The sequence below is a fragment of the Streptomyces sp. Ru62 genome, from assembly GCF_002920615.1.
Lineage (GTDB): Bacteria > Actinomycetota > Actinomycetes > Streptomycetales > Streptomycetaceae > Streptomyces.
In genome coordinates this window covers 130,180-144,682 of the sequence record NZ_PQSU01000024.1, presented here as the reverse complement: position 1 = coordinate 144,682, position 14,503 = coordinate 130,180, and the positions used below count along the sequence as shown (strand labels likewise).

At 70.6% G+C, this 14,503-nt stretch carries 14 protein-coding genes; 9 read left to right on the top strand and 5 right to left on the bottom strand.

Going from position 1 to position 14,503, the window contains the following annotated elements:
- Positions 1-75 precede the first annotated feature (75 nt).
- Entirely contained in the window at positions 76-543 is a 468-nt protein-coding gene (locus C3492_RS29835) for a DUF5709 domain-containing protein (protein ID WP_103815734.1), read from the top strand.
- 45 nt (positions 544-588) lie between these two features.
- A complete protein-coding gene (locus C3492_RS29830; protein ID WP_014671210.1) occupies positions 589-852 on the top strand; it encodes a type B 50S ribosomal protein L31 in 264 nt (87 codons plus the stop codon).
- A gap of 32 nt (positions 853-884) precedes the next feature.
- Here C3492_RS29830 and C3492_RS29825 read toward each other — a convergent pair whose 3' ends face one another.
- On the bottom strand, positions 885-1,679 hold the full coding sequence (locus C3492_RS29825) for a metal-dependent hydrolase (protein WP_103815733.1): 795 nt from the start codon (positions 1,677-1,679) through the stop codon (positions 885-887).
- 145 nt (positions 1,680-1,824) lie between these two features.
- Here C3492_RS29825 and C3492_RS29820 point away from each other — a divergent pair, with 145 nt between their 5' ends.
- A complete protein-coding gene (locus tag C3492_RS29820; protein WP_181140615.1) occupies positions 1,825-4,338 on the top strand; it encodes an RNA helicase in 2,514 nt (837 codons plus the stop codon).
- Positions 4,339-4,378: 40 nt separating this feature from the next.
- A complete protein-coding gene (locus C3492_RS29815) occupies positions 4,379-5,248 on the top strand; it encodes an acyl-CoA thioesterase II (RefSeq protein ID WP_103815732.1) in 870 nt (289 codons plus the stop codon).
- An 82-nt stretch (positions 5,249-5,330) separates the two neighbouring features.
- Here C3492_RS29815 and C3492_RS29810 read toward each other — a convergent pair whose 3' ends face one another.
- The 3 genes from C3492_RS29810 to C3492_RS44815 all read right to left on the bottom strand — a co-directional run bounded on the left by C3492_RS29810 (position 5,331) and on the right by C3492_RS44815 (position 7,650).
- A complete protein-coding gene (locus C3492_RS29810; RefSeq protein WP_374938388.1) occupies positions 5,331-6,110 on the bottom strand; it encodes an alpha/beta fold hydrolase in 780 nt (259 codons plus the stop codon).
- A 515-nt stretch (positions 6,111-6,625) separates the two neighbouring features.
- Positions 6,626-7,375 carry an SAVMC3_10250 family protein gene (locus C3492_RS29805; RefSeq protein WP_103815730.1) on the bottom strand — a complete coding sequence of 250 codons (750 nt, stop codon included), beginning with the start codon at positions 7,373-7,375 and terminating at the stop codon, positions 6,626-6,628.
- A gap of 131 nt (positions 7,376-7,506) precedes the next feature.
- A complete protein-coding gene (locus C3492_RS44815) occupies positions 7,507-7,650 on the bottom strand; it encodes a hypothetical protein (protein WP_181140614.1) in 144 nt (47 codons plus the stop codon).
- Between the two features lie 352 nt (positions 7,651-8,002).
- On the opposite strand from C3492_RS44815, the gene C3492_RS29795 reads away from it, so the two are divergent.
- Genes C3492_RS29795 through C3492_RS29775 form a run of 5 tightly spaced genes read left to right on the top strand, consistent with a single transcriptional unit; the run spans position 8,003 to position 13,894 of the window.
- Positions 8,003-9,370 (top strand): TrpB-like pyridoxal phosphate-dependent enzyme, encoded by a 1,368-nt coding sequence (locus tag C3492_RS29795; RefSeq protein WP_103815729.1) that lies wholly within the window; start codon positions 8,003-8,005, stop codon positions 9,368-9,370.
- Between the two features lie 9 nt (positions 9,371-9,379).
- On the top strand, positions 9,380-11,182 hold the full coding sequence (locus tag C3492_RS29790; protein ID WP_103815728.1) for a gamma-glutamyltransferase family protein: 1,803 nt from the start codon (positions 9,380-9,382) through the stop codon (positions 11,180-11,182).
- Positions 11,183-11,206: 24 nt separating this feature from the next.
- On the top strand, positions 11,207-11,707 hold the full coding sequence (locus tag C3492_RS29785; protein WP_258055962.1) for a VOC family protein: 501 nt from the start codon (positions 11,207-11,209) through the stop codon (positions 11,705-11,707).
- Positions 11,704-12,717, top strand: coding sequence for an L-tyrosine 3-hydroxylase (locus tag C3492_RS29780; RefSeq protein WP_103815726.1), 1,014 nt, complete (start codon positions 11,704-11,706; stop codon positions 12,715-12,717). Before C3492_RS29785 ends, C3492_RS29780 begins: the two co-directional genes overlap by 4 nt.
- On the top strand, positions 12,707-13,894 hold the full coding sequence (locus C3492_RS29775) for an FAD-binding oxidoreductase (protein WP_103815725.1): 1,188 nt from the start codon (positions 12,707-12,709) through the stop codon (positions 13,892-13,894). The genes C3492_RS29780 and C3492_RS29775 overlap by 11 nt, the downstream gene beginning before the upstream one ends.
- A 122-nt stretch (positions 13,895-14,016) precedes the next feature.
- Here the strand turns inward: C3492_RS29775 and C3492_RS29770 are convergent, their stop codons facing one another.
- A complete protein-coding gene (locus C3492_RS29770) occupies positions 14,017-14,502 on the bottom strand; it encodes an aminoacyl-tRNA deacylase (protein WP_103815724.1) in 486 nt (161 codons plus the stop codon).
- Position 14,503: the final 1 nt, after the last annotated feature.

Sequence of the window (14,503 nt, the reverse complement as noted above, 5' to 3'; positions counted from 1 at the left end):
GCCCGAGCCCTGCGTGCCGACGGTCCGCCGCCCACTGGGACGGCACCGGGCCGTGCTCACCACCTGGAGGTAGTCGTGGACACGGACGGCTGGGGGGACGACGTCTACCAGCCCGATCCCTCGGAGATCCCGGAGGACTCGGGGGTGCTCGACGTCGAGGACACCCTGGATTTCGACGGCGTCGCCGAACCCCTCGACCGCGGCTGGTCCCCTCCAGAGCGCCCGTGGGCGGTCGAGCACACCGGCGTGACGGCGGCCGAACGCCAGGCGGGCGAGACCCTCGACCAGCGGCTCGCCGAGGAGCAGCCGGACCTCGCCGCTCCCGACGGCGACGGCATCGGCGACGTCGACGGCACGGACGGCGAGCCTCTGGACAACGAGGTCGGCAACTTCCGCTCCGGCCGGCTGGTGGCCCCCGACGAGGGTGCGCACGAGGACGAGGAGGCCGCCCTCGTCGCGACCGACGTCGGCATCGACGGTGCCGCCGCCTCCGCGGAGGAAGCCGCGATGCACATCGTCGACGAGGACTCCCTCCCCGGCTGAGCACGGCCCTTCGGCCGTCCCGAGCGCCCCGCGCAAGGAGCCGCCATGCAGCAGGACAAGCACCCCGACTACCACCCCGTGGTCTTCCGTGACCGCGCCGCCGGCTACGCCTTCCTGACCCGGTCCACCGCGCGGAGCGAGCAGACCATCGAGTGGGACGACGGCCAGACCTACCCGGTGATCGACGTGGAGATCTCCTCGGAGAGCCATCCCTTCTACACGGGCAAGGCCCGCACGGTCGACACCGAGGGCCGCATCGCCCGCTTCGAGCGCCGGTACGGTGCGGCGGACGCGGGCGAGGCGACCTGACCGGGAGGGCGTCCTCAACCCCCCGGACTCCCTCAGATCACGTTGAGGGCAGCGGCGCAGCCCGCTCCCCCGAGCAGCATGAACACCGGCATCAGCACCTTCAGCTCGACCCAGCTGCCCGCCCGGAACCGCATCGCCTTCGGCGGCCCCAGCGGGTACCAGCGCTTGCGGCCGATCGGGATCGGCCACAGGATCGGGCAGCCGGACACGGTCAGCGCGTCCCCGATGTCGTGCACCAGCGCGCCCAGCACGACCGGCAGTCCCAGCCAGAGGTACTCCTGCCCGGGCGCGGTGAACAGCCAGTCGGAGCCGTTGCCCGGTTTGTCCAGCACTCCCGCCAGGATCCACGCGCTGGTCGCCGCCAGCAGCCAGACCAGGACATCGCTGCTGGAGCCCCGCGCCGCCCGCCACAGCAGACCTTCGATGGCGAGCACCATGTGCGCGAACAGGATCGCCAGTACCGCCCAGCGGCCCCCCGTGATCGCAGCGGCCGAGCAGCCGGCGCCGATCAGAACGGCCCACAGCCAGGTGTGCGTCAGCGTGCGGTGCCCACCGGAGCGCCGCGGGTCGCCCTGTTTCCTGGTCGCCTTGTAGACCGCGTAGGACAGCTTGTCCACGATCTCGCAGAGCCAGCGGGAGAGCGGGCCGAAGGCCCGGGAGATGGTGGCGGCCTTGTGATCGAGGTCCGGGGCGAGTGCGGCGCCGGCGCAGATCAGGGCGCCGGAGAGGAGGACCGGCCAGGGCATCGGGTGTCCGGCCGCCGCGGTGGCGGCTCCGACGCCGAGCCAGGCCGCGGCCCCCGACAGTGAGTGTGCTGGTCCCATCATGGCCGCTTCCCGCCCCATTCCTCGTGTGCCGCTGACCAGTTGACCTGGTGCGCTGACGCCGCGTCGGCGACACAGCGTAGCGGTCGTGATCTTCGCATCCCCAGCCGATTCCCCGCTCGGGCGGAAGGCCAGGCAAGATGGGGGCGTGACCCTCATCGATCAGCTGCCGCCGACCGCCGACCCCGACGCCCTGTACGAAGCCTTCGAGTCGTGGGCGCAGGAGCGCGGCCTCACCCTCTACCCCCACCAGGAAGAGGCGCTGATCGAGGTGGTCTCCGGGGCGAACGTGATCGTCTCGACGCCCACCGGCTCCGGCAAGAGCATGATCGCCGCGGGCGCGCACTTCGCCGCGCTGGCCCGGGACGAGGTCACCTTCTACACGGCGCCGATCAAGGCCCTGGTGTCGGAGAAGTTCTTCGAGCTGTGCAAGCTCTTCGGCACCGAGAACGTCGGCATGCTCACCGGCGACGCCTCCGTGAACGCCGACGCGCCCGTCATCTGCTGCACCGCCGAGGTGCTGGCATCGATCGCGCTGCGCGACGGCAAGGACGCGGATGTCGGCCAGGTCGTCATGGACGAGTTCCACTTCTACGCCGAGGGTGACCGCGGCTGGGCCTGGCAGATCCCGCTGCTGGAACTGCCACAGGCGCAGTTCATCCTGATGTCGGCCACTCTGGGCGATGTGTCCTTCTTCGAGAAGGACCTCACCCGCCGCACCGGCCGCCCCACGTCGGTGGTCCGTTCGGCGACCCGCCCGGTGCCCCTCTCCTACGAGTACAAGCTGACCCCGCTCACCGAGACGCTCACCGACCTGCTGGAGAGCAAGCAGGCGCCGGTGTACATCGTGCACTTCACGCAGGCGCAGGCCGTGGAGCGGGCGCAGGCGCTCATGAGCATCAACATGTGCTCGCGCGAGGAGAAGGACCAGATCGCCGAGTTGATCGGCAACTTCCGCTTCACGACCAAGTTCGGTCGTAACCTCTCGCGCTACGTCCGGCACGGCATCGGCGTGCACCACGCCGGCATGCTGCCCAAGTACCGGCGCCTGGTGGAGAAGCTCGCCCAGGCCGGTCTGCTCAAGGTCATCTGCGGCACGGACACGCTCGGCGTGGGCGTCAACGTACCGATCCGCACGGTGCTGTTCACCGCGCTGACCAAGTACGACGGCAGCCGGGTGCGCACGCTGCGGGCCCGTGAGTTCCACCAGATCGCGGGCCGGGCCGGCCGGGCCGGCTTCGACACGGCGGGGCTCGTGGTCGCACAGGCGCCTGAGCACGTCATCGAGAACGAGAAGGCGCTGGCGAAGGCGGGCGACGACCCGAAGAAGCGGCGCAAGGTGGTGCGCAAGAAGGCGCCGGAGGGCTTCGTCGGCTGGACGGAGAACACCTTCCAGAAGCTGATCGAGTCGGAGCCGGAGCCGCTGACCTCGCGATTCCGCGTGACGCACACGATGCTGCTGTCGGTGATCGCCCGGCCGGGCAACGCGTTCGAGGCGATGCGCCATCTTCTGGAGGACAACCACGAGCCGCGCCGGCAGCAGCTGCGGCACATCCGCCGGGCGATCGCGATCTACCGCTCGCTGCTGGACGGCGGGATCGTGGAGAAGCTGGACAAGCCGGACGCCGAGGGCCGCATCGTCCGGCTCACCGTCGACCTCCAGCAGGACTTCGCGCTGAACCAGCCACTGTCCACGTTCGCCCTGGCCGCGTTCGAACTCCTCGACCCCGAGTCGCCGTCCTACGCGCTCGACATGGTCTCCGTCGTCGAATCCACCCTGGACGACCCCCGGCAGATCCTCGTCGCCCAGCAGAACAAGGCGCGCGGCGAGGCCGTGGCCGCGATGAAGGCGGACGGCGTCGAGTACGAGGAGCGCATGGAGCGCCTCCAGGACGTCACGTACCCGAAGCCGCTGGAAGAGCTGCTCTTCCACGCGTACAACACCTACCGCAAGAGCCACCCGTGGGTCGGCGACCACCCGCTGTCGCCGAAGTCGGTGGTCCGGGACATGTACGAGCGGGCCCTGTCCTTCACCGAGCTGGTGTCCTTCTACGAGCTGGCCCGCACCGAGGGCATCGTCCTGCGCTACCTCGCCGGCGCCTACAAGACCCTGGACCACACCATCCCGGACGACCTGAAGTCCGAGGATCTGCAGGATCTGATCGAGTGGCTGGGCGAGATGGTGCGCCAGGTCGACTCCAGCCTGCTGGACGAGTGGGAGCAGCTCGCCAACCCGGAGGAGATGACCGCCGAGGAGGCCCAGGAGAAGGCGGACGAGGTCAAGCCGGTCACCACCAACGCCCGCGCCTTCCGCGTCCTGGTCCGCAACGCCATGTTCCGCCGCGTGGAGCTGGCCGCCCTGGACCAGGTCGAGGAACTGGGCGAGCTGGACGCCGAGTCCGGATGGGACGCCGAGGCGTGGGGCGAGGCGATGGACAAGTACTGGGACGAGTACGACGACCTCGGCACCGGCCCCGACGCCCGCGGCCCGAAGCTGCTCGTCATCCACGAGGAGCCGGAGAACGGCCTCTGGCGCGTCCGCCAGATCTTCGACGACCCGAACGGCGACCACGACTGGGGCATCAGCGCGGAGATCGACCTCGCGGCTTCCGACGCCGAGGGGCGCGCGATCGTCCGCGTCACCGACGTAGGCCAGCTGTGAACCGTCCCCGGCCAGTGGCAAGCCAAGGAGAACCCCACCGATGACGAATCCGGCCGAGAGACTGGTCGACCTCCTCGACCTGGAGCAGATAGAGGTCGACATCTTCCGTGGCCGCAGCCCGCAGGAGTCCCTGCAACGGGTCTTCGGCGGCCAGGTGGCTGGCCAGGCGCTGGTCGCCGCCGGCCGCACCACGGACGGCGAGCGCCCGGTGCACTCGCTGCACGCGTACTTCCTGCGTCCGGGCCGGCCGGGCGTGCCGATCGTGTACCAGGTGGAGCGGGTCCGCGACGGACGCTCCTTCACGACCCGCCGGGTCACGGCCGTGCAGCAGGGCCGCACGATCTTCAATCTGACCGCCTCCTTTCACAAGCCTGAGGAAGGACCGTTCGAGCACCAGCTGCCACCGGCCCGCGAGGTGCCGGACCCCGAGTCGCTGCCGACGGTCTCCGAGGAGATCCGCAAGCATCTGGGAGCCCTGCCCGAGCAGTTGGAGCGGATGGCGCGCCGCCAGCCGTTCGACATCCGGTACGTCGACCGGCTGCGCTGGAACGCCGAGGAGATCGACGGCGCCGAGCCGCGCAGCGCCGTGTGGATGCGCGCCGTCGGCCCGCTCGGTGACGACCCGCTGATCCACACGTGCGCGCTCACCTACGCGAGCGACATGACCCTCCTGGACGCGGTGCGCCTCCCGGTGGAGCCCCTGTGGGGGCCGCGGAACTTCGACATGGCCTCGCTGGACCACGCCATGTGGTTCCACCGGCCGTTCCGTGCGGACGAGTGGTTCCTGTACGACCAGGAGTCACCGATCGCGGTGGGTGGCCGCGGCCTCGCCAGGGGCCGCATCTACAACCTGCAGGGGCAACTGATCGTGTCCGTGGTACAGGAGGGGCTGTTCCGAAAACTGGGCTGACCGGCGGTTTCGCGTTGTGTTGCCCTGCGAGGTGGGGAACGCGGCTGGTTGGCCTTCAGTGCCCTGTGGCCGCGCAGGAGCTTCAGGCGAGGCCCTCAAGGAAGCCCGCGAGCGCGTTGTGCAGGATCTCGGGCTGTTCAAGGTGCAGGTCGTGGCCGGTGCCGGGGATGCTCATGGCCATGGTGGCGGGTCGCTGCCGGAGCATCTCGTCGGCTTCCTGCGCGGGGATGAAGCTGGATCGGGCCAGGACGACCAGGGTGGGGCAGGCGACCTGCCCCCACTCGTGCCGGAAGGAGCGCTGGGCGTTCTCCGCCAGCGACCGGACCATCACGTCCCGGTCGAAGCGGGGCCACCAGCCGCCCTCGCGTTCCTCCAGCCCGGCCGCCCAGCCGGCGCCGACCGGTCCGCCGCCGAGGAACGCGGCTGCCGCTTCGCGTGAGGGGAACGGTGTCGGCCATGAGTCGAGCCATCCGCCGATGTCCGCAGGGCCGTCCGGGTTCGGGCCGCCGGGGCCCGCCTCGACGAGCACCAGCGCGCGGACGGCTTCGGGATGTGCGGCGGCAGTGAGCATGGCGGTGTGTCCGCCCAGCGACTGGCCGACCAGGACGGGCCGCTGCAGCGCAAGCTGATCGACAACGGCCCTGACATCGGCGACGTAGGCGGCGCGGGAGACGTCCCGCGGGTGGCGCTCGCTGGCGCCGTGCCCGCGCTGGTCGACCGCGACGACCCGATACCGGGAACTCAACCTCCGTGCCAGCACGTCCCATTCACCCGCGTGACCGGCCAGGCCGTGCAGCAGCACGACGGGCTGTCCCGGCCCGCCCCAGTCCCGGCAGGCAAGCCGGACACCTTCTCGCACCACCACGCGTTCAGACCATGTCACGTCGGCCCCCAGAGAATCGGCTGGCCTCGATCATGCCGCAACCGCCTCGGGGCGCTCGACGAGCCGGCCGCGTTCGAAGCGGGCCCCGGCCCGGACGAGAGCGACGAGCGCGACCAGTCCCTTGGAGCCGTCGATGCGCACCCCGACCAGGACCAGGGCAACCGGTCGGCGAGCAGGAGCACTGCCGCTCCGGTGGCACGGCCAGGCCCGCCACGCCCGAGGGCCACGGTGAATCGGCCATAGGGCGTCCTGTCAGCCCGGCGGGCGCCCGGCACAGTCCGGTCGCGAGCAGCTGTCAAGTACCGGCACGGCAGTGGCTGGCACCTTGAAGCCCAGGCCTGGGGCAAGCATGCCGGCCACAAGGGTGCCACTGCCTACTGGCCTTGATGAAACAACGGGATACGCGTCGGTCCGGCCCGGGAGTCGGCGTCGGCGTCGGCGGCTGCCAGGTCGCCCACTCGTTCTCCCGGCCGCGGAGACCCGACTGCCATGCCTCACTCAGGTAGGTCGTGCGCATACTCGACGTACAGCGGTGTTGCCGCGAGCACCGATGGCAGTCCGGCACGGTGCTCGGGTAGGTCCGCTCGCATCGTCACCCGTGCGTAACCGCGCATCCAAGCCGCGGTTTCACGGCTCATACTGCTCGCCTGGATGAATCTTGCCAAGAACCTGTTTCGCTCGGCGCCCGGCAGTTCAACGGGCTCGATTTCTGTCTCAAGCAGGCGTTCCGCTGCTGGAAGCGCAGGAGTTGTCTCAAGACGGCGCATGGCCATGTGGAGCCCACTTCCGACGATGCCGTACAGTGACATTCGGGAGATGGTGGGGGATATGTCGACTCGCAAATGATGGGCACTGCCATGAAGGAGGAGCCCGATCCTGTTGCGCTCCGACTCGATTGCCCCCGTTGCCGTCGAGTCCAGAAACAAGACAGTTCTTGAGCTCTCACCGGTTTCTACGACGACGGTGTTGAAGGCGGCTTCGAAGTACACCCACCGTCCCGCACGAGCCTCTGGGTCCTGGTACCAGAGTGAGCGCTCGTCGAGATGCTTCATCACTGCAGCGAGACGACTTGGGACGCCCTGCTCGTTCTGGGCCTCTGCCAGCTCTACCTCGACGCCGCCCCCTCCTGCAGGCGTTGTGACATCCATGCGTGCCCTGGTCAGGCGTCGGAGCCAGGTCAGGGGCCTCCCTTCGGGGACGAACTGCCGCAACTTGGCGTCCGACAAGTAGACCAATTCCTGCATTGAGCCACCCCCACGTCGAGTGCCCTGATTCTAGGGACCGGGCCGGGACTCTGGCGCGGCCGCCGTGAAAACGCAGGCAGGACCTCTACCGTGCCGTGGAGGTTGTCGGCCGTGCAGGCCGTCCGGCCCCGTCATCCCCCGATCCGCCGACTGCCGTACGAGTACGCCGAGGCCGCGCCCGGTGCAGGCACGCGCCCGAAGTGGCCGGGCTGCGGCGACGTCGGCAGCGGGGTGTGGACGATGGCGCCCTGGTTGACCTCGGGGACCGTCCGCACCGGGTACGGCTCCCCTACCGCTTCGCCGTGGCTCGGTGCGCGAGGAACCTCCATCTGCCATCGACACGGGCCCACACTCCGAGCGCGCGGTTGGTCAATTCCTTTCGCACTCCCCCCGCGGTGATGCCGATATGCATTTCGCTGACTATCACGACGGTGTCGCCGTGCCGCTCGCAGTGAATTCGAGCGGCCAGTCTGCATCCGGGCAGGGTGGGCAGTCGTGCGCATTTGTGACTAGTCAGATCTGCCGAGTGCTCATCCCTGCAAGCAAGCAGAAAGGGCGAAGCTGTCCGGCTTTCCCCTTCCTATGATCCTGCAGCAGGAATGTCGTGGCGTCCGAAGGGAATCACCGGTGTTGAAGCGAGTCCTGCTTTCCGAGACCGACCTGCCCGACCGTTGGTACAACATCCTTCCCGATCTTCCCACGCCTCTCCCCGGCCCTCTCAACCCCATGACGATGGCTCCGCTGCAGCCCGGGGATCTGGTCGACCTGCTTCCGCAGAAGGTCATCGAGCACGAGTTCACGCAGGACCGCTGGGTGGAGATCCCGGAGCGGGTGCGGGACGTCTACAAGATCTGGCGGCCCTCCCCGCTGGTCAGGGCGGAGCGACTGGAGCGCGCGCTCGACACCCCGGCACACATCTACTTCAAGTTCGAGGGCGTGTCCCCCTCGGGCTCCCACAAGCCGAACACCGCGGTCGTCCAGGCGTACTACGCCGCCGAGGAGGGCGTCCGCCGGCTGACCACGGAGACCGGGGCCGGCCAGTGGGGTTCCGCGCTGTCATTCGCCGGTGCGCTGTTCGGGCTGGAAGTGAACGTCTACATGGTCCGCGCGTCCTTCGAGCAGAAGCCCTACCGCAAGTCGCTGATGCAGAGTTGGGGCGCCCAGGTCTACGCCTCGCCCACCCGGCGGACCGAGGCCGGCCGTCAGGTCCTGGCCCAGGACCCGGACTCGCCCGGCAGCATCGGCATCGCCATCAGCGAGGCCGTGGCGGACGCGCTGAGCCGCGACGACACCAAGTTCGCGCTGGGCTCCATCATGAACAACGTGCTGCTGCACCAGACCGTGATCGGTCTGGAGGCCAGGAAGCAGATGGAGATCATGGGCGAGTACCCCGATGTGGTGATCGGCTGTGTCGGCGGCGGCTCCAACTACGCCGGGCTCGCCTACCCGTTCCTGCGGGACCGGCTGAGCGGCGAACGCCCGCGGACCCGGTTCGTCGCCGCCGAGCCCGAGGCATGCCCCACACTCACCCGCGGCAAGCTGGCCTACGACTACCCGGACACCACCGGTCTGACCCCGCCCCTGTACATGCACACCCTGGGACACGGCTTCATCCCCGGCTCCATCCACGCCGGCGGCCTCCGCTACCACGGCGACGCGCCCAGCCTGTGCCTGCTGAAGGAGCACGGTCTGGTGGAGGCCCGGGCCTTTCCCCAGACAGAGATCTTCGATGCGGCGGTGCGCTTCGCGCGGAGCGAGGGCTTCGTCATCGCCCCCGAGTCGTCGCACGGGCTGAAGGCGGCGCTCGTCGAGGCGCTGGCTGCCCGCGAGGCGGGGGAGGAACGGGTCATCCTGTTCAACGTCTCCGGGCACGGCAACTTCGACCTGGCCGCCTTCGACTCCTTCCTGGCCGGGACGATGGAGAATCCGACGGTCACGGACGAGCAGATCGCGGCAAGCCTGAGCGATCTGCCGTCGCCCTCCGCCTCGGTCTGAGGGGCGGTCATGGCGACGCGTCCCGAACTGCGGGGTACGTTCGGCGCGGTGTCCTCGACACACTGGCTGGCCTCCGCGGCGGGCATGGCGACCCTGGAGGCCGGTGGCAACGCTTTCGACGCCGCCGCCGCAACAGGCTTCGTACTCCAGGTGGTGGAACCCCATCTGAACGGGCCCGGCGGCGATGTGCCGATCCTCTTCTTCGACGCCGCATCGGGTCGCGCCCAGGTGATCTGCGGGCAGGGGCCGATGCCGCAGGCGGCGACACCGGAGGCGTTCCAGGCGCTGGGCCTGCTCCGGATCCCCGGCTCCGGTCTGCTCCCGGCCACGGTCCCCGGCGCGTTCGGGGCCTGGCTGCGGCTGCTGGAGGAACACGGCACGATGCGGCTCGCGCAGGTCCTCCAGTACGCCGTCGGTTACGCGGCGGACGGTTACCCGGTCCTTCCGAAGGCGGCCGAGGCCATCGCCGTTCTCGCGGAGCTGTTCCGCGATGAGTGGACGCAGTCCGGCCGCACATATCTGGTGGACGGCGCGCCGCCCCGGCCCCGTTCCCGGCTGCGCAACCCAGCGCTGGCCGAGACCTACCGGCGGATCATCAAGGAGGCCGAGGCCGCCGGACCCGGCCGTGAGCAGCAGATACGCGCCGCCCACCAGGCGTTCTACGGCGGCTTCGTCGCCGAGGCCATCGACGCGCATCTGCGCACCGCCGCCCTGGACGCCACGGGCAGGCGGAACCGGGGCCTGCTCACCGGCGACGACATGGCTCGCTGGGAACCGCGTACGGAAGCCACGGTCCACCGCGCCTACCGGGGTCTGGAGGTGCACAAGCCGGGCCCCTGGTCGCAGGGCCCGGTGTTCCTCCAGCAACTCGCCCTGCTGGAGGGGTTCGACCTCGCGGCGATGGGCCTGGACAGCGCCGACTATCTGCACACCGTGATCGAGTGCGCCAAGCTGGCCTATGCGGACAGGGAGGCCTGGTACGGCGACCCGGACTTCACCGACGTACCGTTGTCCGCGCTGCTGGCCGGGGACTACGCCGACGAACGCCGCCGACTGGTCGGCGACCGCGCCTCCGGCACCCTGCGTCCCGGTGCGCCGGCGGGACGGCCGCCACGGATCCCGCCGCTGGACCGTGCGGAACCGCCCGTTGGACCCTACTGGCAGGGCCAGTTGTACGACGGACTACCCACGGTGTTTCCCCCGGTCGTGGCGGCGACCGAGGCCCGAGGTGACACTTGCTGCCTGACGGTCACCGACCGGCACGGCAACATGGTGGCCGCGACGCCCAGCGGCGGCTGGCTGAAGAGTTCCCCCGTGGTCCCGGGGCTCGGCTTCCCGCTGGGCACTCGGGGCCAGATGGCCTGGTTGGAGGAGGGGCACCCCAACTCCCTGGCACCGGGCAAGCGGCCCCGTACGACCCTGAGCCCGACCCTCGTCCTCCAGGACGGCCAGGCCCGGCTGGCGTTCGGCACGCCGGGCGGGGACCAGCAGGACCAGTGGACGCTGGGGTTCTTCCTGGCCCACGCGGACTTCGGACTGGACCTGCAACGCGCCGTCGAGACACTCGCCTTCCACTCCGAGCACGTCCCCTCCTCGTTCACGCCCCGTACGCACCGGCCGCTCGCAGTACGCATCGAGAGCCGTCGCAGCGACGAGGCCGCAGCCGGCCTCACCCGCCGCGGGCACGCTCTGGTCTCCGTACCGGACTGGTCGCTGGGCAAGGTGTGCGCCGTGGGCGTCGAACCGGGTGACGGCCTGCTGCGCGCCGCAGCGTCACCGCGCGGCGAGCAGGCGTACGCCGTCGCCCGATGAACCATCGGAAAGGATTCCCGAACCGTGCCCCACCCTGTGGACGGACCCCCTGCGACCGGTCGCGCCCTGCGGGCCGGACTGCACCACCTGGCGGTCGAAACGGCCGACCTCGACAACTGTGTCGCGTGGTACACCGACTTCTTCCGTGGCACCGCCACCTGGACTCTCGACACCTTCTCCGACCTGACCCGCGACCGTCTGCCCGGCATCACCCGGCTGACCGAGGTGGCCGCCGCCGGCATGCGGTTCCATCTGTTCACCCGCTCGGCCGCCTACTCCCTCCCGCATCCGGACACGTTCCAGTTCCAGCACGTGTGCATGGCCGCCGCGACGGCCGAAGGGTTACGAGCCTGGCGGGACCGCTGGCAGCGGTTGTTCGCCTCCGGACGCTACGTCTTCGCCCGTCCCGAGCCAGCGACGGAGATCGTCGTGGACTCGGACGGGGTGAGCAGCTTCTACGCCTACGACGTCAACGGGCTGGAGTACGAGTTCACCCACATACCGGTGGAGGCAGAGGGACGGTGAGCGAGCTGGACGGCAACTCGACCACCGGTCTGCTGGAAGCCGGCGTCGCCGAGTACGGCGGCCGCGCCTACGGGCTCGAACCTCTGGTGCTGCCGCCCGCCCCAGTGCCGAGCAACGGCGACGGTCACCTGACCCGACGGTACGCGGAACTCCTCGGCACCACCCGCACCCGCACCCGCACCGAGCCGGGAGCGGTGCACCCGGGTGCCCTGACGCCGCTGGGTGCCGCGGGCTCCGAGGAGCAGCTGTTCTGGTTCCGGTGGATCACCGGTCACCAACTCACCTTCATGCTCTGGCAGGAGCTGGGACGGCGGGCCGCCGAGGCCGTCGTCCCAGCGCCACCGGAGGAGGTGGCTGCCGCGGCCCGACTGGTGCGCGGCTACTCGGCCATGCTGCTGTACACGGCGTCGTGCACACGGGATGTCTACCACCGGATCATCCGGCCGAGCATGGCACTGCACCATCCCGCGTTCAGCGGTGCCTGGGCCCGTGACTACGGCCCCGTGCGGGCCTTGCTGCGGGGCCGGCTCCCCGAAGCCTGGGTCGGCTGGGCAGACGTCCTGCTCGACGAGTGCGCGCTCAATGACGCCGTGCACGAAGGCATCGCCGGGAAGCTGGTGCCCGACGCCCCCTCGTTGCTCCAGTCGGCGGCGGGCGACGGCCGGGCCCTGCCACGCGACGTCCGGGCGGTTCTCTTCGACACGTACTTCCTCACCCTCCGCGCGCCCTGTTCCCCCGCGGAGGTCGCCGCCCAGCTCCTGCGCCGGATACGGGTGGTGCGGGACGACCTGGCGGCCAACGGCCTGTACCCGGCCGCCGCCTCCAGCCGGGCAGAGAAGCCGGACGCGCTGCGGACGGCACGGGTCGAGGAGATCGAGCGCACCGTTCCCCAGCTCCTCGGCAGGATCGCCCGCGACTGCGTGCGGCTTGCCTCTCCCGAGGCACGCGCTCCTTCCCCCACCCGCGTATACGAGCACCCGTTGGAAGGGACCGGATCCCATGGCACATGACGTGATCGTGGTCGGCGGCGGTATAGCGGGCTGTACGGTCGCCGAGCGGCTGGCCGGGCAGGGGCTGAGCGTGCTTCTGCTGGAGCGCGGCGCCCTGGCCGGCGGTGCGACCGGCCGCAACCAGGGCGGTCTGCTCCCCAGTCCGCTGCCCGCGTGCGGCGGGCTGTTCGCCGAGGCGGTCGCCTACTACGAACAGGCCGAGCTGGAGAGCGAGGTGCCGTTCAGGTTCCGTCCGCACGGCTATCTGCTGGTCGCGGCGGGCGCGGAGGACATGGACCGGGCCCACGCCCACGGCCACGCACTGTCCGCGGCCGGGTTCCCGGCCCGCGCGGTCAGCACTGATGAACTGCGGCATCTGGAACCCGGCCTCGCGCCTGACCTGGCGGGGGCGGTGATCGTCGAGGGGGCGTACGCCCTCCACCCGGTACTGGCCGCCGCGGCCCTGGCCGGGCGGGCCGCCCGCGCGGGCGCCGAGATCCGGACGCACGCCCCGGTGCGGGGTCTGACCACGGCCGGCGACCGGGTCACCGGTGTGGTCACGGACGACGGACCGCTGGTGGCGGGAAACGTGGTGCTCGCGGCGGGGCCGTGGTCACGGAGCCTGGCTCAGCAGGCCGGCAGCGATGTGCCGGTGTTCGGGGCACGTGGCTGGCTGCTGCGCACCGCGCCGGTCACGGGCGCGGTGTTCCGCCACACCCTGATGCAGTCCACCTGGCACGGCCCGGTCGGCTTGAGGCGCAACGGCCCCCCGTTGTTGGCCGACATCGCCGCTCCCGCTGCCACGGCCACTCAGGTGGTCTTCTCGTTGCAGCCGTTGCCCGGTGGAGAGGTGGTGCTCGGTTCCAGCAGTGGTCCGGCGCTCCAGCTCGATGACGTACGGGACGGCGACGTCGCGGTCCCGCTGATCGCGGCGGCGGCAGCCCGGCACGCCCCGGTGCTGGCCAAGACACCGGTGCGTGCGGCGTGGTCGGGAGTGCGCCCCATGTCCCCCGACGGTCTGCCCATTGTCGGCCCGGCGTCCGGGGCCGCGGGGCTGTGGCTCCTGACCGGGTTCGGCATCGACGGCATGCCGTTGGCCCCGGGCACGGCCCGGCTCCTGACGGAGTACCTCGTGTCCGGCCGGCGGCCGGCGGGTGCCGAGCCGTTCGCCCCGGCCCGGTTCGACGACCGGGAGTAGGACGGGTGTCCCCCTCATGAGGGAGGCGGTGCGGTCCGAACGTCCGGCTCGCACCGCCTTTCCGGTTCACCCGGGCGGGCGTCCGGCCGAGGTCGGGCCACCGGGTGACAGGGCCTGCCTCGTCACTGGGACAATTCCTCGATCTTCGGCCCGACCAGCTCGATCAGTTGCGCGGCCTCGATCCGTACGGTCCGGTCGGCGCGACCGCTGCCGCAGTACACGGTGCCCATCCGGGTTACCGCCGTGTCGAAGACGATCACGACGTCCGGCAGGTCGCAGACCGGACTCGCGCCGCCCGGTTCCATGCCCAGCAGGCTCAGCTCCCCCGGTTCGGCCTGCCGGAGCTTGGCTCGGGAGACGCCTGCCGCCCGGGCCAGCCGGCCGTAGTTGACGCGTCCGGTGACGGGCAGGGCGGCGAGCACGAAGCCGCCGTCGGCCGTCCGGAAGACCATGGTCTTCAGTAACTGCTCGGTGGTGAGGCCGAGTGTGGTCTCGGCATCCTCCTGGCCGACGATCGGGACGTGGTCGAAGACCGTGAACGGCACCCCGGACCTGCGGAGCACCTCCTCGGGCGACAGGACACTGGTGGGCTCCGCCGGCTGCGACATC

Excerpts from the sequence above, each read along its gene's own strand:
- C3492_RS29830 (WP_014671210.1), top strand. The coding sequence starts at position 589 with ATGCAGCAGGACAAGCACCCCGACTACCACCCCGTGGTCTTCCGTGAC.
- C3492_RS29825 (WP_103815733.1), bottom strand. The coding sequence starts at position 1,679 with ATGATGGGACCAGCACACTCACTGTCGGGGGCCGCGGCCTGGCTCGGC.
- C3492_RS29815 (WP_103815732.1), top strand. The coding sequence starts at position 4,379 with ATGACGAATCCGGCCGAGAGACTGGTCGACCTCCTCGACCTGGAGCAG.
- C3492_RS29805 (WP_103815730.1), bottom strand. The coding sequence starts at position 7,375 with ATGCAGGAATTGGTCTACTTGTCGGACGCCAAGTTGCGGCAGTTCGTC.
- C3492_RS29790 (WP_103815728.1), top strand. The coding sequence starts at position 9,380 with ATGGCGACGCGTCCCGAACTGCGGGGTACGTTCGGCGCGGTGTCCTCG.
- C3492_RS29775 (WP_103815725.1), top strand. The coding sequence starts at position 12,707 with ATGGCACATGACGTGATCGTGGTCGGCGGCGGTATAGCGGGCTGTACG.
- C3492_RS29770 (WP_103815724.1), bottom strand. The coding sequence starts at position 14,502 with ATGTCGCAGCCGGCGGAGCCCACCAGTGTCCTGTCGCCCGAGGAGGTG.